Source organism: Pseudomonas triticifolii, assembly GCF_014358015.1.
Taxonomy (GTDB): Bacteria; Pseudomonadota; Gammaproteobacteria; order Pseudomonadales; family Pseudomonadaceae; genus Aquipseudomonas; species Aquipseudomonas triticifolii.
Genome location: NZ_JACONV010000002.1, coordinates 410,954 through 436,097, shown reverse-complemented (window position 1 = coordinate 436,097; position 25,144 = coordinate 410,954). Strand labels below are relative to the sequence as shown.

The window sequence follows — 25,144 nt, the reverse complement described above, 5'->3', positions numbered from 1 at the left end:
TCCTCAGGCTTCGGCGTTGGCTTTGATCAGGCGGTCGTAGGCGTCCTGATCCAGCAGGCCGTGGATGGCGTTGGCATCTTGCGGGATGAAGCGAAAGAACCAGCCTGCGCCCAGGGCGTCTTCGTTGACCAGTTCCGGGGTGGCGTCGAGGGCCGTGTTGACGTCGACCACTTCACCGTCCAGCGGCATGTTGATGCTGCTGGCGGCCTTGACCGATTCGACCACCGACACTTCGGCGTGCTGAGTGTAGACCTGCAATTCAGGGAGCTGAACGAACACCACATCCCCCAGCGATTCCTGCGCATAGGGTGTGATGCCAACGGTGACACTGCCATCGGCTTCGGCGCGCAGCCATTCGTGATCGACAGTGAAGCGCAACTCGCTCATAAAAACTCCTCGGGACTGAATCTCGCGCAGGGCGCGGCGTTATTCCTGAAGCAAAGCAATTTCACTGCCAATTTGTAATTTTCTATTTAAATCAAAGGGTTACTTATTAATCTGTGCGTGCTTGAATGTGCAGCTGTAGCGAAATCGCTACAGTTGTAGCCTTCCTGAAAAAACCTGCTCGATCAAAGCCTTGATGACACAGCGTCAGCCTGGCGTGGAACGTAATCGTTCCACTGGAGTGAAATCGTTACATGCTGCGCAGCTGTCTGTGCTTTTCAACAGGACTTGATCGCAGCACTCGCGGTCGTTGCGGTCAATGGGCCTGCGTTTGCAGGTACGCTTCCAGTTCGGCAAGCGGCAACGGCCGGCTGACCAGATACCCCTGAACCTGATCGCAGCGGTTTTCAGTCAGAAACGCCAGCTGCTCAGGCGTTTCGACACCTTCTGCGATGACCTTCAAGCCAAGGCTGTGTGCCAGCTCAATGATTGCCCGGGCGATAGCGGCGTCCTGCGGGTTACTGGTGACTTCGCGAATGAAGGCAATGTCGATCTTAAGCTTGTCGATAGGGAATCTGCGCAGATACGCCAGACTTGAATAGCCGGTTCCAAAGTCGTCGATGGAAATCTTGACGCCCAGGGTCTTGAGAGTCTGCAGGGTGGCGATGGTGTGCGAGGTGTTCTCCATCAGCGAGCTTTCCGTCAGCTCCACTTCCAGCCATTGCGGGTCAACCTGATGCCGCTCCAGAGCGCCACTGATGTCGGCAATCAGGCCACTGCCAGCGATCTGCTGGCCGGACACATTGACCGCGACCTGAAAAGACCCCAGCCCCGAACGTTGCCACTGGGCGATCTGCGCACAGACACTGTCGATTACCCAATTTCCGACCTCGGTGATCAGACCCAGACTTTCCAGCACCGGCACGAAGACGGCCGGCGAGATGTTTGAATGGCCCGGGCGTGGCCAGCGCAGCAGGGCTTCCAGCCCGCATACGTTGCCGTCCACTACGTTGACTTTGGGCTGGTAGGCAATCTCGAAGGTATGCTGATGCACGGCTTCTCGCAGGGCAATTTCCAGGTCCAGGCGCTCCGATACCTCGGTGTTCATTTGCGCGGTATAGAACCGGTAGCCATCCACACCTTTCTTCTTCGCATTGTTCATGGCGGTATAGGCGTGGCGCACCAGTTCGCGCGCGTCTTCGCCATCTTCCGGGAACAGTGCAACCCCGATGCTCGCGGTCATGACAATGCGCTGGTCTTCGATCTGAAACGGCGTGCGCAAGGTTGTACGGATGCGTTCCAGAATCTGGTGAGTGTCAGTCTGACCTTCGCGGATCATCAGAATCAGCGCAAATTCATCGCCGTCCACCCGGCCGAGCGTGTCACTGGCATTCAGGCACCTGGCCAGGCGTCGGCTGACTTCGAGCAAGGTCTGATCGCCGAGTACATGGCCCCAGGTCTCGTTGATGTTCTTGAACCCGTCCAGGTTGACGGTCATCACCGCGAGCTTCCAGCGGCTGACCGCTGCCTGGGTCAGGCCCATCTGCAGGCTGGTGAAAAACAGGTCGCGGTTGGGCAGTCCGGTCAGGCTGTCGTAATGAGCCATCTTCAACAAGCGCTGATCGGACTCCTTGCGACGGGTAATGTCGTGGACGATGCCGACGATGATCCAGTCATCGCCCGCCTGGTAGGCTTGGCGATGGATCTCCACCGACACATCACGACCGTTTTTGTCACGGATCATGGTTTCCAGAGGCTCGCTTGGACCTTTGCCGGCAATGATCTGGTCATAGACCACTTCCAGCTGTTCCATGGAGCTTTCGCCCAGATCCGCAGGTGTCTTGTTCAACAGTTCGTCGGCGGTATAGCCGAGCAACTGGCAGGCACGGCGGTTGAATTCGATCAGGCTCATGGTGTTGCGGTTGATCAGGATAATCGCGTCGTCCGAGGCGTCCATCACCGAGCGGAAGCGCTCCAGGTCGATGGTGCGCTGTTGCAGTTGCTCCTCAAGAATCAGGTTGTGGCCTTTCATGTAATCGCCGAACGCCTTGAGGCGCAGCAGGTTGCGCACGCGCAGCCACAGCTCGGCGCTGTCCACCGGTTTGTTGAGGTACTCTTCGGCACCCGCCTCCAGCCCGGAGATACGCGCGCTTCGCTCGTCGAGTGCCGAGAGCATGATGATGGGGATATTGGAGGTGGTCTTCCCCGACTTGAGATGACTGGCCACCTCATAGCCGTCCATGCCCGGCATCATGATGTCCAGCAGGATCAGGTCGGGCGCATGCCTGGCGATCATCTCCAGCGCTTGCTCACCGGACTCCGCCGTCTGAGTCTGATAATGCTGATTCTGCAGGAGCACCTCCAGCAGATCGCGTACATGAACGTCGTCATCGACGATCAAAATCGTTGCGGCTGTTTCGGTCATGGCGAGCACTCGGGGGATTGCCGTTCAGGTGAGGTCTTTTCCAGCAGGGTGTCGATGACGCGGTACAGCTCTTTGTAGCTCAGGGGTTTGATGATGTAGGCGTCGCAGCCGGCCAGTCGGATTTTTTCTTCGTCTTCCTTCATGGCCATGGCCGTGAGGGCGATGACCGGAATGCTCGCAGTGCTGGCCTGGGCCTTGAGCAGGGCCGTGGCCTGCAGGCCGTCCATGTCGGGCAATTGAATGTCCATAAGGATCAGATGCGGTTGATGCTCGCGCGCAAGCTTCAGGCCGGTCTCGGCATCGACTGCAGCGATGACGGCGTGCCCGGCGCTGGTCAGCAGCAGTTCTGCCAGACGCATATTGGCCGGGTTGTCTTCAATGATCAGGATTTGGGCCATTGCGCCTCCACAGATAGATGAGGCCGAATGGGCAGCCAGACCACGAAACGCGCGCCCAGGTCTTTGACGCTTGCGACCGCGACACTGCCGCCGTGCAATTCGACCAATTGCTTGACCATTGCCAAGCCAAGCCCGGTGCCTTCGAATTTGCGCGACAGGCTGCTGTCGATCTGGCTGAACGCCTTGAACAGCTTGTTCATGTCGCTCTGTGCGATACCGATGCCGGTGTCGCTGACGCTCAGTTCCAGAAACTGCTCGTGCGTGCCTGGGGCCAGCTCGAATCCGTAGGTGGGCCAGTCGCCCTCGATGCTGCCCGCCAGTGAGCGCGGCACCTGGCGCACGGCCAGCGTGACCCAACCGCCGGGCGCGCTGAACTTCACGGCGTTGGCCAGCAGGTTATAGACGATCTGTTTGGTCTTGCGTCGGTCCAGCTCCAGCATTCCGAAATCGGCTTCGCTTTCAAGCTTCAGTTGAATGCTCTGCAGTGCAGCCTGTTCGCGCACGATCAGCAGGCTGTTACTTAGCAGTTCAGCCAGTTCGACCGACTCCAGCTCCAGTTCCATCATGCCGGCCTCGACCTTGGACAGGTCGAGGATGTCGTTGATCAACGACAGCAGGTGTTGGCCGCTGTTGTAAATGTCGCCGATGTACCTGCGCTGCGTGTCGGTCATTTCGCCGACCATACCGTCCCTCAGCGCCTCGGAAAAACCGATGACGGCGTTGAGCGGCGTGCGCAGCTCATGCGACATGGTGGCGAGGAATTCGGACTTCATGTGGCTGGCATGTTCCAGCTCGATGTTTTTCTCTTCCAGCGTGCGTTCGAAGCGCTTGCGTTCAGTGACATCACGGGCGGCGGCAAATACGCCCTTGAGCTTGCGGTCGCGGTCATGGAAGGTCGCGGCGTTATAGGACACCACGGTTTCGGTGCCGTCGTAGGCGCGCACGGTGAGTTCGTAGTCGCTGACGGTGTGTTCGCTGAGCACCCGCTTGATGGCCGCTTCTGCGCTGGCCGGATCGGTGAAAAAGTTCTTGCAGGGCGCGCCGATCAGTTCGTCCCGGGTTCGCCCGGTCAGCGCCATCATCTGCTTGTTGACGTCGGAAATGATGCCTTGCGGGTCCGTCATCATCAGTGCATCGATGTTCGACTCGATCAGTGAGCGGGTATAAAAGTGCTGATCGCGAAGACGCTGGTCCAGCATGGCCTGGTTTTCTTCTTCCTGTTTGCGCGCCGTGTTGTCGGTGCCGATCAGCAGATAGCCAATGATGGTCTCGCTGCTGTCACGCAACGAGGTGACCGAGACCATGGCCGACAGGCGACTGCCGTCCTTGCGGATGTAGGTCAGTTCGTAAATGTCCTCAATGCCGCGAGAGGCCTTGAACACCAAGGCTTCGAAACCGGGATTGATGGGGGTGTTGAGCTCATGGCTCAGGGCGGATGCGCGGGTGATCAGCTCGGCGGGGTCGGAAATGTCGGCAGGCGTGATCTTGTCGACCACGTCTTCTGACTGATAGCCGAGCATGCGCTCTGCACCGACGTTAAAGATCTGGATGACGCCGTGCTCATCCGTGGCGATGCTGGAGAAGTAGGCGCTGTTGAAAATCGCGTCCTGAAGCGCGCCGGTCTTGAGCAGGGTTTTCTGTCGTTGTGACTCGACGATGTTCTCGGTGCGAGACGGCGGGTCTATGGGCGGGCGGTCTACTGGCGGGGTCTGCATCATTGCTCCCGTGACTTCGTGAACCTGCCTGCGTTCTGTACTTTTTAGTACGCGCGTACATCCGTTTAGATGGATGACAAGGGGTTCTTGGACCTTAACAGAACGCTTGCCGACCGACGGAGATTAAATGCCGCATCGTGAAAGTTTTTTTACCTGACGCGCTGACAGCGTTAACGCTTGCCGGGAATGCCGTATTTACGCAGTCGCTGGGCAATCGCGGTATGCGAGGTGTGCAGGCGAGTGGCCAGCTGTCGGGTGGAAGGATAGTCGGCGTATAGCTTTTCCAGCAGATCCTTTTCAAAAGATTCCACGGCGTGTTCGAGGCTGTCGACTTCGACGGCACTCTGGCCTGCGATGGCGGTGCCCGCGATGTCCAGATCGCCGATGTCGACCAGCGCGCTTTCACTGATGGCGGCGGCGCGGAAAATCACGTTCTGCAATTGCCGAACGTTGCCGGGCCAGCGATTGCCCAGCAGGGCCGGGTAGGTGCCGGGCGCCAGGCGACAGACCGGGCGCTGAATCTGCGCGCAGGCCTGTTCCATGAAATAGCGCGCCAGCAGCAGAATGTCCTGGCCCCGCTCGCGCAAGGGCGGCACTTCCAGGTTGAGGACGTTGAGGCGATAGAACAGGTCTTCGCGGAACGTGCCTTCGCTGACCATTTTTTCCAGATCGCGGTGTGTGGCGCTGAGAATACGCACGTTGACCTTGACCTCGCGGTCGCCACCCACCCGCCGAAAGCTGCCATCGTTGAGAAAACGCAGCAACTTGGCCTGCAGATACGGCGACATCTCGCCGATCTCGTCGAGAAACACGGTGCCCTGGTTGGCCAGTTCCATCAGGCCCGGCTTGCCGCCACGCTGAGCGCCAGTGAAAGCCCCCGGGGCATAGCCGAACAGTTCGCTTTCGGCCAGGTTCTCCGGCAGCGCCGCGCAGTTGAGTGCCAGAAAGGGTTCGCCGTGTCGTGCGCTGCTGGCGTGACAGGCGCGGGCCACCAGCTCCTTGCCGGTGCCGGTTTCGCCCTGAATCAGCAGTGGCGCGTCCAGGGCGGCAATCCGCTGCGCGCGGGCCTTGAGCGTGCGGATGGCAGCAGACTCACCTAGCAGTGCATCGAAGCCTTCGGCGTGATCATGGTGCAGGGCGGATAAGCGTTCGCCGATCCGGCTGGGCAGGTACAACGTGATCAGCGCGCCGGCCTCGGTGATCGGCGTGGCATCAAGCAGCAAGGCCTCGCCATTGAGGGTGATTTCACGCAAGGGCAGACGAAAGCCGTTTTCCAGCAGCGCGGCCTGCAGTGCAGGGTCGGCAAACAGTTCGCCAATCGGCTCGCCTGCAGGTTCGCGGCCGATCAGCGCGATCAAGGCAGGGTTCGCCAGCAGCACATGCCCGCCGCTGTCGAGCGCCAGTACCGGATCGGTCATTGCCGCCAGCAGGGCATCGAGCTGCAAGTGACGACGCTGACCGGGCAGGATATCCACCACCGTGATCGCTTCCACGCCTCGCACGCGAAACAACGCATCCTTGAGCTCTTCGAGCATCTGATGGCTAAGGGTGGGTGCGTCGATGTAGACGTTGGGCGGCACCATTTCCACGGCGTCCAGATTCAGATTGCGCCCACCCAGAATCGCCAGTACTTCCTGGGTGATACCAACGCGGTCGATGAAGCAAACGTGGATACGCATGGGGCGGTGCTGGTCCGGGCACGGGAGGGTGGCAAGTATGCCTTGTGGCGCGGGGTTTGGTGAAATTCAGCGTGTTGTCGTACGGAGGTGTGCAGCGCCCTTTTGAAGCGGCGCTGTCTGGCAGCAAGCAGACTAGCCGTAGGAGCGAGCTTGCTCGCGAAGGCTCGGGTTCAAGCACGACATCGCTGTGGGATGAGCCGGCCCTTTCGCGAGCGGGCTCGCTCCCACAAACCGTGTTTATTCAGCTTATTAGTCGCGGTTCGACAAGAGCAGCATCACTCTCATCGATCGGCAGGCAGGATCCGGTTACTCCAGATGCTCTGGCTTCACGGGGTCGCCGGACTCTACGCCGAGTTTGTTGCGAATGTCTTCGAACATGCGGTCGTAGTCAGGATGCCTGGCAATCGGCAGCGAGTCGCTGTGGGGCAGGCCGTGCCTGATGGCGATGCGCCCGGCGTCATGGGCAAAGTTGAAGGCCAGGTCACCAGGCAGCCGAAACACCTCGGAGAAGGTCTTTTCATTGATTTCGCCCTGCATCGTAAAGTGGATGCCGGTTCCTTCCTTGGGGTCCTGGCTCAGTTCGTACCGCAAGTGAATGTCGTAGGAAACATCCGATCGCTGGAACGCCGCATGAGTCATGTGCAAATGGCCTGGCTCGAACATGGAGATTGCCCCATTAAATTGAGTGTCCCTGTAGGACACCGCTCGTACCAGAGCGGTTCAGCCGCACGCGTCAGCGTGGCGGCGAACGCTCGGCCCTGGCCGGCTCAGGCCTTGACCAGATCCACAGGTTGCCCAGGCCCATGCCGGCAATCGCCAGGTATAACCACCAGACATGGGTCAGCAGGCTCAGCATCATGACTGCGCAGAAGAGCATGCTGACGGTGGCGCTGATCTTGGCGCGGCGCGTGACCAGTCGGCCGTTGCGCCAGTTGTAGAGGATCGGACCGAACACGCGATGGTTTTCCAGCCAGGCATTCAAGCGTGGCGAACTGCGCGTTGCCGCCCAGGCGGCCAGCAGGATGAATTCGGTGGTGGGCAGCCCCGGAATGAAAATCGCGGCAATGCCTATGCCCAGACTGGCATAGGCGAGGATGCCAAACAGAAAGCGTGAAAGTCTGGAGCCGGGCGGTTTGTACGTCATGTTTCCTACAGGCAGGTTCGAAAAGCCCGGCCAGCTTAACAGCACCGGGCGCTTTTTCATGCGTGTGCCACTTCGGCCATCGGCGCTTCGGCGTAAGCGTGCTGCAGCAGAACGTTGAAACGCTCGAACGCCGCGACAGCGCCCTGATCCAGTTCAGCTTCCTGATCGGCTGTGAGGGGCTGTTCATCAAGGGTCTTGATGAAGGTTTTCCAGCCTGCCGCCCGACCGCCAGCAGGTTCACCCAGGTGACGCGCACCGAAGCTGTCGCTGAGGTTCAGCGCCACGGCACGTTTGATCAGAAACGCAGCGCCGAGCTTGGAACCCTCGGAGACGAACAGCCAGCCCAGCGCCTGGGCAAGCGTCGGCTGCTGCACGGCACCGGCAACCGGCGAGGGCGTTTGAACACCGAGGTCCGCCAGGTCAGCCCTGGCCTGCTCCGCCCGGCAGCGCGCAGGCAGGTCGGCAATGATCGCCTGCAGCGCCGGGTCGTTGTACACACTCTGCAGTTCGGCCTGAAACAGGTACTGGGCGACCACAAAACGCGCGTAGCTGCTCAGGGTGTCGAACGGGGCATGTGCCTTGACGGCCTTGTCGAGCTGTTCGTGCGGTGCGTGGGTAATCTGATTGAGGCGTTGGGAGCGCAGGGCCGGACGCATCTGTTCGAGTGTCATTGAGGTCTTCCTTGCTGATCAAAAGGGTTTGTTGAATAGACGAATGGTCAAACCCATGAGCGTAAAAAAACACGCCGTCGGATTCGGCGGCGTGGGGCTGGTGCGCGGTTCAGATGTCCCACACCACGTTGACGCTGAAGTTGCGGCCCGGCTGTGTCAGGCGCTCGAGATTGGCTGGCGCGGTTACGCCTGCTTCACCGACACCGTCGTAGCCGCGTACGTCGTCCCACAACCAGTACTTCCTGTCGGTCAGGTTGTAGAGGCCTGCATTGACGGTCACATCGTCGGTCACCTTGTAGTAACCGGTCAGGTCGAGGATGCCGAAGCCGGGTGTCTTGAACTGGCTGGAGGTGCCGTCCGGGGTATGGAAGGTGCTTTCATCCACGCTGTTCTTGCGTTTGACCAGCGTCAGGCTCAGCAGGCCGCCGTAGGGCTCCTGCTCGTAACCCAGGCCCAGCACGCCGGTCAGTGGGTTGACGCTGTTAATGGGCGCGCCGGTGTCGTTGTTGCGGCTGTGGGCGTAAGCCACGGAGGCCCGGCTGTACAGACCTTGCGGAGCGCCGAAGCTGTCCAGATTCAAACGGCCCTTGAACTCCGCACCCTTGATGGTGGCGTGCTTGATGTTGTTGGACTGGAACGTCAGCGCGCTGTAGCCGGGTGTGATGGCGTCTTCATTGATGAAGTCGCGGTACGTGTTGTAGAACACCGCGATGTCGAACGAGCCGGACTCGAAGCGGCCGCGCAGACCAGTTTCATAGCTCTTGCTTTTCTCGGGTTCCAGATCTGGGTTGGGCTCCACCACGTAGCCTGCGCTCAGGTTTTCGAAGCGTCCGTAAAGCGCTTTGGCCGATGGTGTGCGGAAACCTTCGGCGTACTGGCCGTACCAGGTGTACTGGTCGGTCAACGCGTAGGTCACGCCCAGTTTGGGCGACACGCGGTGCCAGGTCTTGTTTTCGTCACTGGCCTGGCTGGCATCGGTCAGGCTGACCGAGTTGAGAAACTCAGGCGTGATCTTCGGATCGAGTTTCGTGTAGTCGTAGCGCACGCCCGGCAGAAAGGTCCAGTTATTCCAGCTGATCTGATCCTGAGCGAACAGGGCGTAGCTGTTGATGGTCGGGTCCGGGAAGTCGCTGGTCGCCGCCAGCCGGTCGCTTGGGCTGTCGGCGCCCAATACGCGGCAAGAGCCAAATACCCGCGCGCAGGTGGCGCTGCCGCTGCGCAGCCCGGTGACCTTCTGCTGCTTGAGGGTCGTGCCGTAGGTCAGCACGTGTTCGGTGCTGGCAATGGAAAACGCCTTGTCGAGCTGCGCATCGAAGATCCACTGCTTCTCCTGATACACCGTCTCGCGAGAGCGGTTCACGTCACGGGAGAACGGGAAGTAGCGCTCCTGCGTGGTCTGGTCGGTCTTGGCGGTCTGGTAGTTCAGGCTCCACTTGACGTTGTCGACCAGCAGGCTGTCGAGGGCGAAACTGTTTTCAACGCCGAAACGTTCACGGGTGATGGTGTCGTTCCCTTCACGCGACTGATACATGCCCAGCCCGGAGCCCAGGTTGAACGGCCCGCCGACGGCGCTTTTCAGGTTTGTGTCGCGATCGTCCTTGTACTTTTCGTAGGTCAGGCCCAGACGCGAGCCGTCGCCGTAGTTCCATCCCAGCTTGGCCAGGACGTTGGTGGTGCGCGCGTCTTGCGGATTGGCCTCCGTGCGGTTCAGGCCGGTACCGCCCGTGCTGCCGTAGGATTCGGTTTCATGGCCGTTGCGCTGGCTGAGGTGCAGCAGAGCGTCGACATCACCTTGACGTGCGGCCAGCGTGGCGGAATTCAGCCAGCTCTCATCGGCCGAGCTGTAGCCGGTTTTCAGGCGGGCACCGACGTCCTTGCCGGGCTTGATGATGTCGTCCGGGTCCAGTGTGTAATAACTCACCACGCCGCCGATGGCGCTGCTGCCATACAGCGCCGAGGCCGGACCACGCAGGATTTCCACGCGCTTGACGATCTCGGGATCGACGTAGTTGCGGTGGGTCTGTGCGTAAGGGCCGGTGAAGAAACTGTCGGGCACTTCGACGCCGTCGACCTGGGTCAGAATTCGGTCGCCGTCGATGCCGCGTATGTTGTAACCCGTGGTGCCGGCCCGCTGGCCTGCTCCGCCGACCGACACACCCGGCTCATTGCGCACCAGATCGCGAAGGGTGTTGACGTTCTGGTGGTCCAGTTCTTCGCGTGAATGCACGCTGACGGTGCTGGGAACGGTGGCCACATCCTGCGCCTGACGGGTGGCACTGACGGTGATCTGCCCAAGCGCCATCACGCCCGCGATGCGTTTTTCCAGCACCACAGTGTTGTTGCCCAGTGAGCGGTAGCTCAACTGACTGCCCGCCAGCAGAGCGTCCAGTGCTCTGGCGGGTGTCAGGTTGCCGTTGGCACCCGATGACGTCACGTTTTGTGTGAGGTCCGAGGACACGCCCACCTGCCAGCCTGTCACACGGCTGAACGCGTTCAGCGCCGAGACCAGCGGCTGTCGTTCAATCGAAAACGCGTAGGTGCCTGCGGCGCGAGTGGGGTTCGCATTCTCGCTGGCAGCGCTTGCTGACGTGATCGGCAAGCCGGCGCTGAGCACTGCAAGCGTCAAAAGAGAGAGGGTAAACCGTGCTCGGTGATGAGCAATGGGCGTGGGGGTGGACGACATCGATAACGCTCCCTGTGGGTTCTCGTTCTAGTGTTGCGCACGCTTCTCATATGAGAATAATTTGCATTGGCAATGACTAGACGAACGACCAGCAGCTATCGAGTAAAAAAAGGTTCAGTCAGTTGATGATCACCAGCGCAGGCATCTCGTGCACGCTGCCGGAGGTGATGTGTGCCAGCGAGCGGACCACGTCCAGCGGATTATCCAGACGATAGTTGCCGGTCACCGCCACATGGCCTCGCTGTGCATTGGTGTTGATGATCCAGCCCGGGTAGTAGCGACGCAATTCGGCCAGCACTTCGTTCAGCGGGCAGTTATCGAAAACAAGGCGGCCTTGTACCCAGGCCAGATCGCGATTGGCGTCGAGTTTTTCTCGACTGCCAAAGCCACCAGGTCCTATGCGTACGCTTTCCCCGGCACCGAGGTTGACGCTTGAGTCGCCGCGAATGGCCTGCACGTTTACCGCGCCCCGCTGGACCTGCACCTGGGCAACGCCGTCCAGATAGCGCACGGAAAAGTCAGTGCTGTCGGCCCGCATGCGCACGGGACCGGCCTCGATTTCCATCGGCAGGCCGGGGCGGGCGGGCACGTTGAAGTACGCTTCGCCCTGGTAAAGGCGCGCCGAACGCTGCGTGTCACCAATCTGGCTGGAGAACGCCGAGTCGGTATTGAGCAACACCTGCGACCCATCGGCCAGCTCCAGACGCTGACGCTCGCCGACCACGGTCAAGTGATCGGCCTGCAGGCGTAGCGGCAGGTTGCTGAAATTCAGCACCGTGAGCAGTACAACCGCTGCCGTGGCCAAGGGTTTCCAGTGCGCACGAGCGCGCTGCCAGGGTGTCCGCTTGCAGGGTACGTCGAGTTGCGCGGCAGCCTGTTGCACGGTTGCGCCATTCCAGATTGCCTGGGCTTTGTCGAACGCACGCGCGTGTTCAGGATCGGCGCTGAGCCATTCCTGAAAGAGCATGTTTTGTCGCGCGTCAGTGCCTTCCAGCTCAATCAGCCAGGTCAAGGCCTGATCCATTGCGCGGTTGCTCAGCACGTCTTGCGCCGGTGTTTCTGGGGGCACGGTGTTCCTCAGCGGTCCTGAATCGGTATCGGTCGGGGCGACGGATTGGCAGCCTGCGACAGCACTCAGGGCGGGTCAAGCCTTGAGACGACGCCTACACAGATCGCCATGATCAGTTTCAGTTCTTTTTGTACGGTGCTGGCCGAGACATTCAACTGTTCGGCGATTTGCAGATAACTCTGCCCGTTGAGCCGGCTGAGGGTGAAGATCGACTGCTGGCGCGGGGTCAAGGTGCTGAGACTCGCGCTCAGGCTGTCGATCAGGCGTTTGGCGTGAGCGGCATCTTCCGGCGCGCTCAGTTGAGCCACGACGCTTTCCAGCTGGGCGGGCGGAACGTCTTCGATCAGCGTACGCCCCCGAATGCGCCGGGCACGCAGATGGTCCAGCGCCAGGTTACGCGCGGTCTGGAAGACGAAGGGCTCAAGATGATCGATGGGGCGTTCGTTCAGCGCCCGACTGACACGCAGCCAGGTTTCCTGAAGCAGATCCTCGGCAGCGCTACGGTTGCCCACCATGCGCTGCAACGTGCGCAACAGCACATCGCGGCGGGCGATAAAGACATTGTTGAAGTGAGACTGCGACACAGACGGGCTCGACCAGCGATTGAATCAAATGATAATGCTTATCATCTGCGTCGTTGGTCAAGTGGGCCTTGTTTATTTTGTGTGTCCGGCGCCGAGTGAGCGCGCCGACGCAGAGCATCGGCACGACCGGGCCGGGATGCATTACTCGGCGTTGTGCAGTGCCAGGCAGTTGTCCAGCATGCGGTTGGAGAACGCCCACTCATTGTCGTACCAGGACAGCACCTTGAGCAGCTTGCCGCTCACTTTGGTGTGGTTGGCGTCGAAGATCGACGACAGCGGGTTGTGGTTGAAGTCGTGGGAGACCAGCGGCAGGGTGTTGTAGCCCAGTACCTTGGAGTGCTGACTGGCTTCTTTCATCAGCGCGTTGACTTCTTCGGCGGTGGTTTCGCGTTTCAGGGTGACGGTCAGGTCCACCAGCGACACGTTGATCACGGGAACCCGTACGGCCATGCCGGTCAGCTTGCCAGCCAGTTCAGGCAGCACCAGGCCGACCGCTTCGGCAGCACCGGTCTTGCTCGGGATCATCGACTGGGTGGCCGAACGCGCGCGGTACGGGTCGGTGTGGTAGACGTCAATCAGATTCTGGTCGTTGGTGTAGGCGTGAATGGTGGTCATCAGGCCGCTTTCGATACCCAGTTCACGGTGCAGCACCTGGGCAACCGGCGCCAGGCAGTTGGTGGTGCAAGAAGCGCTGGAGATGATCTGGTGCGACTGACGCAGCGTGTCGTGGTTCACACCGTAGACGATGGTCGCATCTGCGCCACTGGCCGGAGCGGAGATGATGACTTTGCGTGCGCCGGCAGTCAGGTGGGCGGACGCTTTATCACGGCTGGTGAACAGGCCGGTGCATTCAAACACCACATCGATATTCTGCGACTTCCATGGCAGCTCTGCAGGGTTGCGGATGGCGCTCACGGAGATACGGTCGCCGTTGACCGTCAGGCTTTCCTTGTCGCATTCGACTGTGCCGCTGAACGGGCCGTGTACAGTGTCGAAGCGCAAGAGGTGAGCGTTCATTTCGCTATCGCCCAAATCGTTGATGGCGACGACCTGCAGGTCCTGCCGGTAACCTTGGGTATAGAGTGCGCGTAGGACGTTGCGGCCGATGCGGCCAAAACCGTTGATTGCGATACGAAGAGTCATACAGCCGTCCTTCATGAATTTGTTGTTGGAATTACAAGATTATTCTCATAAAAATAGAAAACAAGCCTTTTTAGTGGCAGTATTTTGTTTTATCTACAATTACAAGCCTGAAAGGCATGCACCATTGATCGAAATCAGGCCCTTGCGCCACAGCATCCGGCCCCGATCATCGGAACCGTCTTTACGGGTGACCATAGACGTTAGCCTGGAGTTCATCACATGCATCCCCGCATTCTTGAGGTAACCGAGCGTCTGATCGCTCGCAGTCGCGATACCCGTCAGCGCTATCTCCAATTGATTCGCGGCGCAGCGAGCGATGGCCCGATGCGCGGCAAACTCCAATGTGCCAACTTCGCTCACGGCGTTGCCGCCTGCGGCCCGGAAGACAAGCAAAACCTGCGGATGATGAACGCCGCCAACATTGCCATCGTGTCCTCCTACAACGAAATGCTCTCGGCGCATCAGCCTTACGAACACTTCCCTGCTCTGATCAAACAGGCTTTACGTGACATTGGTTCGGTCGGTCAGTTTGCCGGTGGTGTCCCGGCCATGTGCGATGGCGTGACGCAGGGTGAGGCGGGTATGGAACTGGCGATTGCCAGCCGCGAAGTGATTGCGATGTCCACGGCGGTTGCGCTGTCGCACAACATGTTCGACGGCGCGCTGATGCTGGGTATCTGCGACAAGATTGTGCCGGGTCTGATGATGGGCGCGTTGCGCTTCGGTCACCTGCCTACGGTGTTCGTACCGGGCGGCCCGATGGTGTCCGGCATTTCCAACAAGGAAAAAGCCGACGTACGCCAACGCTATGCCGAAGGCAAGGCGACCCGTGAAGAGTTGCTGGACTCGGAGATGAAGTCCTATCACGGCCCTGGCACCTGCACGTTCTATGGCACTGCCAACACCAACCAGTTGGTGATGGAAGTGATGGGCATGCATTTGCCCGGCGCCTCGTTCGTCAACCCATACACCCCGCTGCGTGATGCGCTGACCGCCGAGGCTGCACATCAGGTGACGCGCCTGACCATGCAGAGCGGCAGTTTCATGCCGATCGGCGAAATCGTCGACGAGCGTTCGCTGGTCAACTCCATCGTTGCCCTGCACGCCACGGGCGGTTCGACCAACCACACCTTGCATATGCCTGCCATCGCCATGGCTGCTGGTATCAAACTGACCTGGCAGGACATGGCCGATCTGTCGGAAGTGGTGCCGACCCTCAGCCATGTCTACCCGAACGGCAAGGCCGACATCAACCATTTCCAGGCAGCGGGCGGCATGTCGTTTCTGATCCGCGAACTGCTGGCGGCCGGTCTTCTGCATGAAAACGTCAACACCGTGGCCGGCTATGGGCTGAGCCGCTACACCAAAGAGCCGTTCCTCGAAGACGGCAAACTGGTGTGGCGCGAAGGTCCGCTGGAAAGCCTGGACGAGAACATCCTGCGCCCTGTGTCCCGTCCGTTCTCTGCGGAAGGCGGCCTGCGGGTCATGGAAGGCAACCTGGGCCGTGGCGTGATGAAAGTGTCTGCCGTGGCGCTTGAGCATCAGATCGTCGAAGCCCCGGCCAGGGTGTTCCAGGATCAACAGGAACTCGCCGACGCATTCAAGGCAGGCGAGCTGGAACGCGATTTTGTCGCGGTCATGCGTTTTCAGGGGCCGCGCTGCAACGGTATGCCTGAACTGCACAAGATGACGCCGTTTCTCGGTGTGTTGCAGGATCGCGGTTTCAAGGTCGCGTTGGTCACCGATGGACGGATGTCCGGTGCTTCGGGCAAGATCCCGGCCGCCATTCACGTCTGCCCGGAAGCCTTTGTTGGTGGCCCTTTGGCACTTGTGCGAAATGGTGACGTGATTCGCGTCGATGGCGTGAAAGGGACGTTGCAAGTTCTGGTCGAGGCGTCAGAATTGACCGCCAGAGAACCTGCCACTTGCCAGATCGACAACAGTGTCGGTTGCGGTCGGGAACTGTTTGGATTCATGCGCATGGCCTTCAGCTCCGCAGAGCAGGGCGCCAGCGCCTTTACCTCTAGTCTGGAGACGCTTAAGTGAAGTTGGCCCTGGTCGGTGATATAGGCGGTACCAATGCACGTTTTGCCATCTGGGAAGACGACACACTGCATTCTGTCCGGGTATTCCCGACCATCGACTATGTCGGGCCGGAGAAAGCCATTGAGGTCTACCTCCAGGACCTGGAGTTGCAGCGCGGCGACATCGGCTACGTCTGCCTGGCAGTGGCCGGGCCGGTGGATGGCGACCTGTTCCAGTTCACCAACAGTCATTGGGAATTGAGCCGTAAGCAGTTCTGCGCCGACCTGAAAGTCGACCACCTGTTGCTGATCAACGACTTCACCGCCATGGCGCTGGGCATGACCCGGCTCAAGGACGATGAGTACCTGACGGTCTGTCACGGGATCGGCAAGCCGGATCGTCCGCGCGCCGTTGTCGGGCCTGGTACCGGGCTGGGTGTGGGTACCCTGATCAAGGAAAGCGAAACCCGCTGGATGGCCTTGCCGGGCGAGGGCGGGCATGTCGATCTGCCGATTGGTACGGCGCGCGAGGCGCTGCTGTGGACCCGTCTGATGGCCGAGCACGAGCATGTCAGTGCTGAAGTGGTCCTCAGTGGTGCGGGCCTGTTGCTGTTGTATCAGGTCAGTTGTGCGCTGGACGATATCGAGCCTGAGCTCAAGTCGCCGGCTGCAATCACCACGGCAGCCCTCGCAGGCGACCCGGTCGCGGCGGCGGTGCTCGATCAGTTCTGCGTCTTCCTGGGGCGGGTGGTCGGCAATCAGGTACTGACGGTCGGCGGCCTGGGCGGCGTCTACATCACCGGTGGTGTGGTCCCGCGTTTCACCGACTTTTTCATGACCAGCGGTTTCAAGCGCGCCCTCGCCGAAAAGGGCGTGATGAGCGATTATTTCAAGGGTTTGCCGGTCTGGCTGGTCACCGCCGAGTATCCCGGTCTTATGGGAGCAGGCGTGGCGCTGCAGCAGGCGTTCGGTTCAGCGATCTGAAGCCAGGGCCATCACGGCACATAACAACAAAAGTCGACAGCCAACAAGGACCCCTATACGTGAGTTCAGTCAGTAAATCGATCCTGCTGGTAGATGACGACCAGGAGATTCGCGAGTTGCTGGACACCTACCTGAGCCGCGCCGGTTTTCAGGTGCGAACGGTCGGCGATGGCGCGGGTTTTCGCCAGGCCTTCAACGAAGCGCCCAGCGATTTGTTGATTCTTGATGTCATGCTGCCCGACGAAGACGGCTTCAGTCTGTGCCGATGGGTGCGCCAGCATCCGCGCCAGCCCCATGTGCCGATCATCATGCTCACCGCCAGTTCCGACGAGGCCGACCGGGTCATCGGCCTGGAACTGGGTGCCGACGATTACCTGGGCAAACCCTTCAGCCCTCGCGAGCTTCAGGCGCGTATCAAGGCGCTGTTGCGTCGCGCCCAGTTCGGTCAGGAGCGCCCTGGCGGCGACGTCATTCTGTTCGATGAGTGGCGCCTGGATATGGTCAGCCATCGGCTGTTTCACAACGATGGCGAGGAAGTGATTCTGTCCGGCGCAGACTTCGCTTTGCTCAAACTGTTTCTCGATAATCCCCAGCAGATTCTGGACCGCGACACCATTGGCAACGCCACCCGGGGTCGTGAGCTGATGCCGCTGGAGCGCATTGTCGACATGGCGGTCAGCCGCCTGCGTCAGCGTCTGCGTGACACCGGCAAGTCGCCGCGTCTGATTCGCACGGTGCGTGGCAGTGGTTATCTGCTGGCTGCGCAGGTCAACGCGCAAGCGGGCAACGGCTATTAACGCGTCGGCGACGGGCCTGAAAAAGCGCAGTCTGCCGCTGCCGCGTTCGTTGCTGGGTCGCATGTTGCTGCTGACGCTGCTGGCGGTTCTGCTGGCCCAGACCCTGTCCAGCGTGATCTGGCTCTCGCAGCTGCGGGCCACGCAAATGGAAGGGCTGGTCACCAGTGCGCGCAGCCTGGCGTACTCGATGGCCGCCAGCGTCAGTTACTTTCGCTCCCTGCCGCTGGCTTATCGCCCGTTGGTGCTTGACCAGTTGCGGAGCATGGGCGGTACACGTTTCGTGGTATCGCTCAACGATCATCCGCTGGACATGCAGACCCTGGAGGCTACGCCGCGTAAGCAGGCCGTACTCGACGTGGTTGGTCAGGTGTTGCGCCAGCATCTGGGCAACGACCCGGACATCGCCGTGTGGTTCGTCAAGCCTGACGACCTGCGGATCTTCAACAGTGGCCTCAAACTCGACGAGCTGCCACGTTCCTGGGCGCATTACGCTTTGACCCTGGAACCCGTCAACCCGCCGGTGCTGGTCACGCAGATTGAAATGGCGCCGGGCGAGTGGTTCTACATCGCCTCGTTGCTGCCCGAGCCTTACACCACACTCGAAGAACAGGATCTTCCCGTTCAACAGGTCTGGTTCATCGCCCTGACCAGCGCCTTTCTGCTGCTGTTCATCGGCCTGCTGGTGCATTGGCAAAGCCGACCGCTCAAGCGTCTGGCGCGTGCGGCGCGAGACATGTCGCTGGGCGCTGATGTAGAACCTGTGGTTGAGGGCGGTGGCAGCGAAGTGGTGGAGGTCAGTCGCGCCTTCAACGCGATGCGCACCCGTATCAGTCGCTACCTGACTGAGCGCGGGCAGTTGTTCAGTGCCATTTCCCACGACTTGCGCACGCCCATCACTCGCCTGCGACTGCGGGTCGAGCTGTTGGAAGACGAACAACTGCAATACAAGTTCGGGCGTGACCTGGATGAGCTTGAGCTGTTGGTCAAGGGCGCTTTGCAATGCGTGAAGGACACCGACATTCACGAAAATATCGAGCAGGTGGACCTCAATGTGTTGCTCGACTGCCTCGTTGAACCGTACCTGCGTGCTGACGGAGAGGGGCGTGTTACACAGACGGGCGCTGCCCTGTCCTGCTACCCCGGCAAGCCGCTGGCCCTCAGACGCTGCATCGGCAACCTGATCGACAACGCCCTCAAGTACGGCGATCGCGCGCACCTCAAGGTCGAGGACAACGCGCTGGCGTTCGTGCTGCATGTGGACGATGAAGGCCCGGGCGTGCCTGAACAGCGACTGGAACATGTGTTCGAGCCGCATTTCCGGCTCGCGGGGAGTCAGCAGCAGGGTTACGGACTGGGGTTGGGAATTGCCCGCAATATCGCTCACAGCCACGGTGGCGAAGTGAGCCTGCAGAATCTGCGTGAAGGCGGTCTGCGGGTCACGTTGTATCTGCCCCGGACGACCGAATGAAGTTGAATGTAACCATCCTGTGACATTCGCGCATCCCTTCGTTACCGTCACCGCGATTCGCTTGGTTAGACTCCCACGAAGCGCAAGCACCAGACTTGCTCATGCATAACAACAAGAAAGGTCAATTCGATGAATTCAATGTCACGCCTCGCCGTTGTCATCTCCCTCGCCTCCCTGTTCCCGTTGAGCGCCCATGCTGCTGATGCCAAAGGCACTGTCGAAGTCGTGCACTGGTGGACGTCAGGCGGCGAAAAGGCTGCGGTCGATGTCCTGAAAGCGCAAGTTGAAAAAGACGGCTTCACCTGGAAAGACGGCGCTGTGGCCGGTGGCGGTGGTTCTACCGCCATGACCGTGCTCAAGAGCCGCGCGGTAGCTGGCAACCCGCCAGGCGTTGCCCAGATCAAAGGCCCGGACATTCAGGAATGGGCGTCCACCGGTCTGCTCGACACCGACGCGTTGAAAGACGTTGCCAAAGCCGAGAAGTGGGATTCGCTGCTGGACAAGAAAGTCTCCGATACCGTGAAGTACGACGGTGATTACGTGGCTGTGCCGGTGAACATCCACCGCGTCAACTGGCTGTGGATCAACCCGGAAGTCTTCAAGAAAGCCGGTATCGACAAAGCGCCCACCACCCTCGAAGAATTCTACGCCGCAGGCGACAAGCTCAAGAAAGCCGGCTTCATCCCGCTGGCTCATGGCGGTCAGCCTTGGCAGGACAGCACCGTGTTCGAAGCGGTCGTGCTGTCGGTCATGGGCGCAGACGGCTACAAGAAAGCGCTGGTTGACCTCGACAAAGACGCGCTGACTGGCGCAGGCATGGTCAAGTCGCTCACCGAACTCAAGAAAGTCGCGACCTACATGGATGCCGACGGCAAGGGCCAGGACTGGAACCTGGAAGCTGCCAAGGTCATCAACGGCAAGGCCGGCATGCAGATCATGGGTGACTGGGCCAAGAGCGAGTGGACCGCCGCCAAGAAAGTTGCCGGCAGGGACTACCAGTGCGTAGCGTTCCCGGGCACCGACAAGGCGTTCACCTACAACATCGACTCGCTGGCGGTGTTCAAGCAGAAAGACAAGGGCACCACCGCCGCTCAACAGGACCTGGCCAAGGTAGCGATGGGTGAGGACTTCCAGAAAGTCTTCAGCATCAACAAGGGCTCGATTCCGGTTCGCGAAGACATGCTGAGCGACATGGGCAAATACGGCTTCGATTCCTGCGCGCAAACCGCAGCCAAGGACTTCCTGGCGGACTCGAAAACCGGCGGCCTGCAACCGAGCATGGCGCACAACATGGCCACCTCGCTGGCCGTACAGGGCGCGTTTTTTGATGTGATCACCAACTATATCAACAACCCGAAAGCCGATCCGGCTGCTACTGCCAAGCAGTTGGCGACTGCCGTCGCTTCAGCCAAGTAATTCGCACACCCTGACGTACCGCCGCAGTCTGCGCGGGTGGAATCGAAAGCCGATTTCACCCGTGCCTGTGGCCTGAATTCGATACATCGAATGGGATACGCCCGATGAGCTCTGTCGCTGTGTTCAGCAAAGCCTCGCCACTGGATACATTGCAACGCTGGCTACCGAAACTGGTGCTGGCGCCAAGCATGTTCATCGTGTTGGTTGGTTTCTATGGTTACATCCTGTGGACGTTCGTGCTGTCGTTCACCAACTCGACGTTCCTGCCGTCCTACAAGTGGGTCGGTCTGGCGCAGTATGCGCGCCTGATGGACAACGACCGCTGGTGGGTTGCCAGCAAGAACCTTGCGGTGTTTGGCGGCATGTTCATCGGCATCAGTCTGGTGATCGGTGTTTTTCTGGCCATCCTGCTGGACCAGCGCATCCGCCGCGAAGGCGTGATCCGCACGATTTATCTGTACCCGATGGCGCTCTCGATGATCGTCACCGGTACGGCCTGGAAATGGCTGCTCAACCCGGGCCTGGGCCTGGACAAGATGCTGCGCGACTGGGGCTGGGAAGGCTTTCGTCTGGACTGGCTGATCGATCCTGACCGTGTGGTGTACTGCCTGGTCATCGCCGCTGTCTGGCAGTCGTCGGGCTTTGTGATGGCGCTGTTTCTGGCAGGCCTTCGCGGGGTGGACCAGTCCATCATCCGTGCAGCACAGATGGATGGCGCGAGCTTGCCGATGATCTACTGGCGCGTGGTGCTGCCAAGCCTGCGTCCGGTGTTCTTCAGTGCCGTGATGATCCTGGCGCACATCGCGATCAAGAGCTTCGACCTGGTGGCAGCGATGACGGCCGGTGGGCCGGGTTACTCCTCGGACCTGCCTGCCATGTTCATGTACTCCTTCACCTTCAGCCGTGGCCAGATGGGCATGGGGTCGGCCAGTGCGATTCTGATGCTCGGCGCGATCCTGGCGATTCTGGTGCCATACCTGTACTCCGAGCTGAGGACCAAGCGCAATGACTAGTCTTGTAGGCAAACCGGGCATCAGCCTCAGCCGTGTGGTGATCCACGCCGTGCTGTTGCTGGCCTGCGTGATTTATCTGGTGCCGCTGGTCGTCATGCTGTTCACCAGCTTCAAGACGCCTGAGGACATCGGCACCGGCAACCTGTTGAGCTGGCCGAGCGTGGTCACGGTGATCGGCTGGGTCAAGGCCTGGGACATCGTTGACGGGTATTTCTGGAACTCGCTGCGCATTACCGTTCCGGCGGTGATCATCTCCACGGCCATTGGCGCGCTCAACGGCTATGTGCTGTCGATGTGGAAGTTCAGGGGCTCGCAACTGTTCTTCGGCCTGTTGCTGTTCGGCTGCTTCCTGCCGTTCCAGACCGTACTGCTGCCGGCGTCCTTCACGCTGGGCAAGATGGGGCTGGCCAACACCACCACCGGTCTGGTGTTCGTCCACGTCGTCTACGGCCTGGCCTTCACCACGCTGTTCTTCCGTAACTATTACGTGAGCGTGCCGGACGCACTGGTGCGGGCTGCACGTCTGGATGGCGCGGGTTTCTTCACCATCTTCGGGCGCATCATTCTGCCGATGTCGACGCCGATTGTGATGGTGTGCCTGATCTGGCAGTTCACCCAGATCTGGAACGACTTCCTGTTCGGCGTGGTGTTTTCCAGTGGCGAATCGCAGCCCATTACCGTGGCGCTGAACAACCTGGTCAACACCAGCACCGGGGCCAAGGAATACAACGTTGATATGGCGGCGGCGATGATCGCCGGGCTGCCGACACTGCTGGTGTACGTACTGGCTGGCAAGTATTTCCTGCGTGGGCTCACAGCCGGCGCGGTCAAGGGGTAATCATGGCGACTCTCGAGCTACGCAACGTCAACAAGACATACGGCGCCAATCTGCCGGACACGCTGAAGAACATCGAACTGTCGATCAAGGATGGTGAGTTCCTGATCCTGGTCGGCCCGTCCGGCTGCGGCAAATCCACCCTGATGAACTGCATCGCCGGGCTGGAAAACATCAGCGGCGGGGCGATTCTGATCGATGGCGAAGACGTCAGCGGCACCAGTCCCAAGGATCGCGACATCGCGATGGTGTTCCAGTCCTACGCGCTGTACCCGACCATGAGCGTGAAAGAAAACATCGCTTTCGGTCTGAAGATTCGCAAGATGGCGCCTGCCGCCATCGAAGAAGAAGTGGCGCGGGTCGCCAAGCTGCTGCAGATCGAGCACTTGCTCAACCGCAAGCCGGGCCAGTTGTCCGGTGGTCAGCAACAGCGGGTGGCGATGGGTCGTGCCCTGGCGCGTCGGCCGAAGATCTACCTGTTCGACGAGCCGCTGTCCAACCTCGACGCCAAACTGCGCGTCGAGATGCGCACCGAAATGAAACTGATGCACCAGCGTCTCAAGACCACCACGGTCTATGTGACTCACGATCAGATCGAGGCGATGACCCTGGGCGACAAGGTCGCGGTCATGAAGGACGGCATCGTTCAACAGTTCGGTACCCCGAAACAGATCTACAATGACCCGGCCAACCTGTTCGTGGCCAGCTTCATTGGCTCGCCGCCGATGAACTTCATTCCCCTGCGCCTCCAGCGCCAGGACGGCCGTCTGGTCGCGTTGCTCGACAGCGGTCAGGCGCGCTGCGAACTGCCGGTTGGCGTCAACGATGCAGGGCTTGAGGACCGGGAAATCATTCTCGGCATCCGCCCTGAGCAGATCACCCTGGCGAGCGGTGAACCCACCGCGCTGCCGACCATTCGTGCCGAGGTCCAGGTGACCGAGCCGACCGGTCCGGACACGCTGGTATTCGTCACGCTCAATCAGAGCAAAGTCTGCTGCCGTCTGGCGCCGGACGTTGCACCGCAGGTCGGGGAAAGCCTGACCCTGCAATTCGATCCTGCCAGGGTTCTGTTGTTCGATGCCAAAAGCGGTGAGCGTCTCGGCGTGCTGGGAGCACAGCCCTCGGTTGAGCGGGCGAACAACGTTTCCCAGTTGAGTCGAAAGTGACTGTTTGATCCACCCCCGAGCACAGCTGGCAGACCGCTTACTGCCACCAAGAGCGGTCCACCAGCGAACACTAAGCAGTAAATGTAACGCGTAGACCAAAGCTAATAACAATAAAACGAGGATTGATGGGATGAAGAAGATCAACAAGGCTAAATCGCACTCCCGGCTTCGGTTGGTAGGCAAGTTGTCGGTTATCGGTGCAATGAGCCTGGCAGGTAGCGCTCATGCAGCGGATGCGTTTTCTTACGATTCACCCTGGATGACAGGCGACTGGGGCGGAAAGCGTACCGAACTGCTCGACAAGGGTTATGACTTCTCGCTGGAATACGTTTCCGAGATGGCCAGCAACATCAAGGGTGGCTACAACGACGACAAGACCGGCCGTTACAGCGACCAGTTTGCGTTGGGCATGAAGGTCGATCTGCAGAAGGCCTTTGGCTGGCAGGACGCGGAATTCAAGCTGGCGATCACCGAGCGTAGTGGCCGCAACATCTCCAACGACCGCATCGGCGATCCGCGTGCCGGTACACTCAGTTCTTCGCAGGAAGTCTGGGGTCGTGGTCAGACCTGGCGTCTGACGCAAATGTGGGTCAAGCAGAAGTATTTCGACGGCGCACTGGACGTGAAAGTGGGCCGTTTCGGTCCGGGCGAAGACTTCAACAGCTTCCCGTGCGACTTCCAGAACCTGTCTTTCTGCGGCTCTCAGGTCGGCAACTACGTGAGCACTTGGTACAACTGGCCCATCAGCCAGTGGGCCTTGCGCGTGAAGTACAACATCACGCCTGAAGTGTATGCGCAGGTCGGCGTGTACGAGCAGAACCCGTCCAACCTGGAAACCGGTAACGGCTTCAAACTTAGCGGCAGCGGCACCAAAGGCATGATCCTGCCGGTGGAACTGGTCTGGACACCTACCGTCAATTCGTTGCCGGGTGAATACCGTGTCGGCTTCTACAAGAGCACGCCGAACGCCGACGACGTCTACGAGGATGTCAATGGCCAGCCACAGGCTGTGACCGGCGCTGCATTCAAATCGCATGACAGCAAGAAAGGCTGGTGGGTCGTGGCTCAGCAACAGCTGACTGCACACAACGGCGATGCCTCGCGCGGTCTGAGCATCTTCGCCAACGCGACGGTGCACGACAAGGAAACCAACTTCGTCGACAACTACCAGCAGATCGGTTTCACCTACAAAGGTCCGTTCGACTCGCGTCCGAAGGATGACATCGGTATCGGTTTCGCCCGTATCCACGTTAACGATGATGTTCAGGATCGCCGCCGTCTGCAGAACCAGATCAACAACATCAACGACTACGACAACCCGGGCTTCCTGCCAGTGCAGCAGACCGAATACAACTCCGAAATCTACTATGGCTTCCACGTCACCAACTGGCTGACCGTGCGTCCTAACCTGCAGTACGTGAAGCACCCTGGCGGTGTGGACAAGGTTGACGATGCCATCGTGGCCGGTCTGAAGATTCAGTCGAAGTTCTGATGTACTGAACGTTGACGAATCATGACTGACGCCTAAAGCGATCAAGGGTCGTGT

At 60.0% G+C, this 25,144-nt stretch carries 21 protein-coding genes; 9 read left to right on the top strand and 12 right to left on the bottom strand.

Annotated features, from left to right (window positions below; all coding sequences use genetic code 11):
- Positions 1-3 precede the first annotated feature (3 nt).
- The 12 genes from gcvH to gap all read right to left on the bottom strand — a co-directional run bounded on the left by gcvH (position 4) and on the right by gap (position 13,895).
- Positions 4-387 carry a glycine cleavage system protein GcvH gene (gene gcvH, locus H8S56_RS06700; protein ID WP_024689095.1) on the bottom strand — a complete coding sequence of 128 codons (384 nt, stop codon included), beginning with the start codon at positions 385-387 and terminating at the stop codon, positions 4-6.
- A gap of 313 nt (positions 388-700) precedes the next feature.
- Positions 701-2,809: a putative bifunctional diguanylate cyclase/phosphodiesterase gene (locus tag H8S56_RS06695; RefSeq protein ID WP_187518188.1), complete on the bottom strand. Its 2,109-nt coding sequence runs from the start codon at positions 2,807-2,809 to the stop codon at positions 701-703.
- Positions 2,806-3,207: a response regulator gene (locus H8S56_RS06690; protein WP_024689094.1), complete on the bottom strand. Its 402-nt coding sequence runs from the start codon at positions 3,205-3,207 to the stop codon at positions 2,806-2,808. The genes H8S56_RS06695 and H8S56_RS06690 overlap by 4 nt, the downstream gene beginning before the upstream one ends.
- Entirely contained in the window at positions 3,192-4,922 is a 1,731-nt protein-coding gene (locus H8S56_RS06685) for a PAS domain-containing sensor histidine kinase (RefSeq protein ID WP_187518187.1), read from the bottom strand. Before H8S56_RS06685 ends, H8S56_RS06690 begins: the two co-directional genes overlap by 16 nt.
- A 170-nt stretch (positions 4,923-5,092) precedes the next feature.
- The gene (locus tag H8S56_RS06680) at positions 5,093-6,601 is read right to left on the bottom strand and encodes a sigma-54-dependent transcriptional regulator (RefSeq protein ID WP_024689092.1); all 1,509 of its coding nucleotides are present in this window, start codon (positions 6,599-6,601) and stop codon (positions 5,093-5,095) included.
- 306 nt (positions 6,602-6,907) lie between these two features.
- Positions 6,908-7,264 (bottom strand): DUF5064 family protein, encoded by a 357-nt coding sequence (locus H8S56_RS06675; RefSeq protein WP_024686716.1) that lies wholly within the window; start codon positions 7,262-7,264, stop codon positions 6,908-6,910.
- Positions 7,265-7,334: 70 nt separating this feature from the next.
- Positions 7,335-7,805, bottom strand: coding sequence for a YbaN family protein (locus tag H8S56_RS06670; protein ID WP_024686715.1), 471 nt, complete (start codon positions 7,803-7,805; stop codon positions 7,335-7,337).
- Positions 7,802-8,416 carry a biliverdin-producing heme oxygenase gene (locus H8S56_RS06665; protein WP_187518186.1) on the bottom strand — a complete coding sequence of 205 codons (615 nt, stop codon included), beginning with the start codon at positions 8,414-8,416 and terminating at the stop codon, positions 7,802-7,804. The genes H8S56_RS06670 and H8S56_RS06665 overlap by 4 nt, the downstream gene beginning before the upstream one ends.
- 109 nt (positions 8,417-8,525) lie before the next feature.
- Positions 8,526-11,099: a TonB-dependent receptor gene (locus H8S56_RS06660; RefSeq protein WP_187518185.1), complete on the bottom strand. Its 2,574-nt coding sequence runs from the start codon at positions 11,097-11,099 to the stop codon at positions 8,526-8,528.
- Between the two features lie 118 nt (positions 11,100-11,217).
- Entirely contained in the window at positions 11,218-12,123 is a 906-nt protein-coding gene (locus H8S56_RS06655) for a FecR family protein (RefSeq protein ID WP_187518263.1), read from the bottom strand.
- A 110-nt stretch (positions 12,124-12,233) separates the two neighbouring features.
- On the bottom strand, positions 12,234-12,752 hold the full coding sequence (locus H8S56_RS06650) for an RNA polymerase sigma factor (protein WP_187518184.1): 519 nt from the start codon (positions 12,750-12,752) through the stop codon (positions 12,234-12,236).
- Positions 12,753-12,893: 141 nt separating this feature from the next.
- Positions 12,894-13,895: a type I glyceraldehyde-3-phosphate dehydrogenase gene (gene gap / locus H8S56_RS06645; protein ID WP_024686710.1), complete on the bottom strand. Its 1,002-nt coding sequence runs from the start codon at positions 13,893-13,895 to the stop codon at positions 12,894-12,896.
- Positions 13,896-14,114: 219 nt separating this feature from the next.
- Between gap and edd the strand changes: the two genes are divergently transcribed.
- The 9 genes from edd to H8S56_RS06600 all read left to right on the top strand — a co-directional run bounded on the left by edd (position 14,115) and on the right by H8S56_RS06600 (position 25,090).
- Positions 14,115-15,941 (top strand): phosphogluconate dehydratase, encoded by a 1,827-nt coding sequence (edd, locus tag H8S56_RS06640; protein WP_024686709.1) that lies wholly within the window; start codon positions 14,115-14,117, stop codon positions 15,939-15,941.
- The gene (locus H8S56_RS06635; protein ID WP_187518183.1) at positions 15,938-16,903 is read left to right on the top strand and encodes a glucokinase; all 966 of its coding nucleotides are present in this window, start codon (positions 15,938-15,940) and stop codon (positions 16,901-16,903) included. The genes edd and H8S56_RS06635 overlap by 4 nt, the downstream gene beginning before the upstream one ends.
- Positions 16,904-16,962: 59 nt before the next feature.
- Positions 16,963-17,700 carry a response regulator gene (locus tag H8S56_RS06630; RefSeq protein WP_024694317.1) on the top strand — a complete coding sequence of 246 codons (738 nt, stop codon included), beginning with the start codon at positions 16,963-16,965 and terminating at the stop codon, positions 17,698-17,700.
- Positions 17,642-19,168: an ATP-binding protein gene (locus H8S56_RS06625; RefSeq protein ID WP_187518182.1), complete on the top strand. Its 1,527-nt coding sequence runs from the start codon at positions 17,642-17,644 to the stop codon at positions 19,166-19,168. Before H8S56_RS06630 ends, H8S56_RS06625 begins: the two co-directional genes overlap by 59 nt.
- A 129-nt stretch (positions 19,169-19,297) precedes the next feature.
- Entirely contained in the window at positions 19,298-20,584 is a 1,287-nt protein-coding gene (locus H8S56_RS06620; RefSeq protein WP_187518181.1) for an ABC transporter substrate-binding protein, read from the top strand.
- A gap of 104 nt (positions 20,585-20,688) precedes the next feature.
- Positions 20,689-21,597 (top strand): carbohydrate ABC transporter permease, encoded by a 909-nt coding sequence (locus H8S56_RS06615; RefSeq protein WP_024686704.1) that lies wholly within the window; start codon positions 20,689-20,691, stop codon positions 21,595-21,597.
- A complete protein-coding gene (locus tag H8S56_RS06610) occupies positions 21,590-22,435 on the top strand; it encodes a carbohydrate ABC transporter permease (RefSeq protein WP_024686703.1) in 846 nt (281 codons plus the stop codon). The genes H8S56_RS06615 and H8S56_RS06610 overlap by 8 nt, the downstream gene beginning before the upstream one ends.
- 2 nt (positions 22,436-22,437) lie before the next feature.
- Positions 22,438-23,598, top strand: a complete 1,161-nt coding sequence (locus tag H8S56_RS06605) for an ABC transporter ATP-binding protein (protein WP_024686702.1) — start codon at positions 22,438-22,440, stop codon at positions 23,596-23,598.
- A 130-nt stretch (positions 23,599-23,728) separates the two neighbouring features.
- Positions 23,729-25,090 (top strand): carbohydrate porin, encoded by a 1,362-nt coding sequence (locus H8S56_RS06600; protein ID WP_187518180.1) that lies wholly within the window; start codon positions 23,729-23,731, stop codon positions 25,088-25,090.
- The last annotated feature ends 54 nt before the right edge of the window (positions 25,091-25,144 follow it).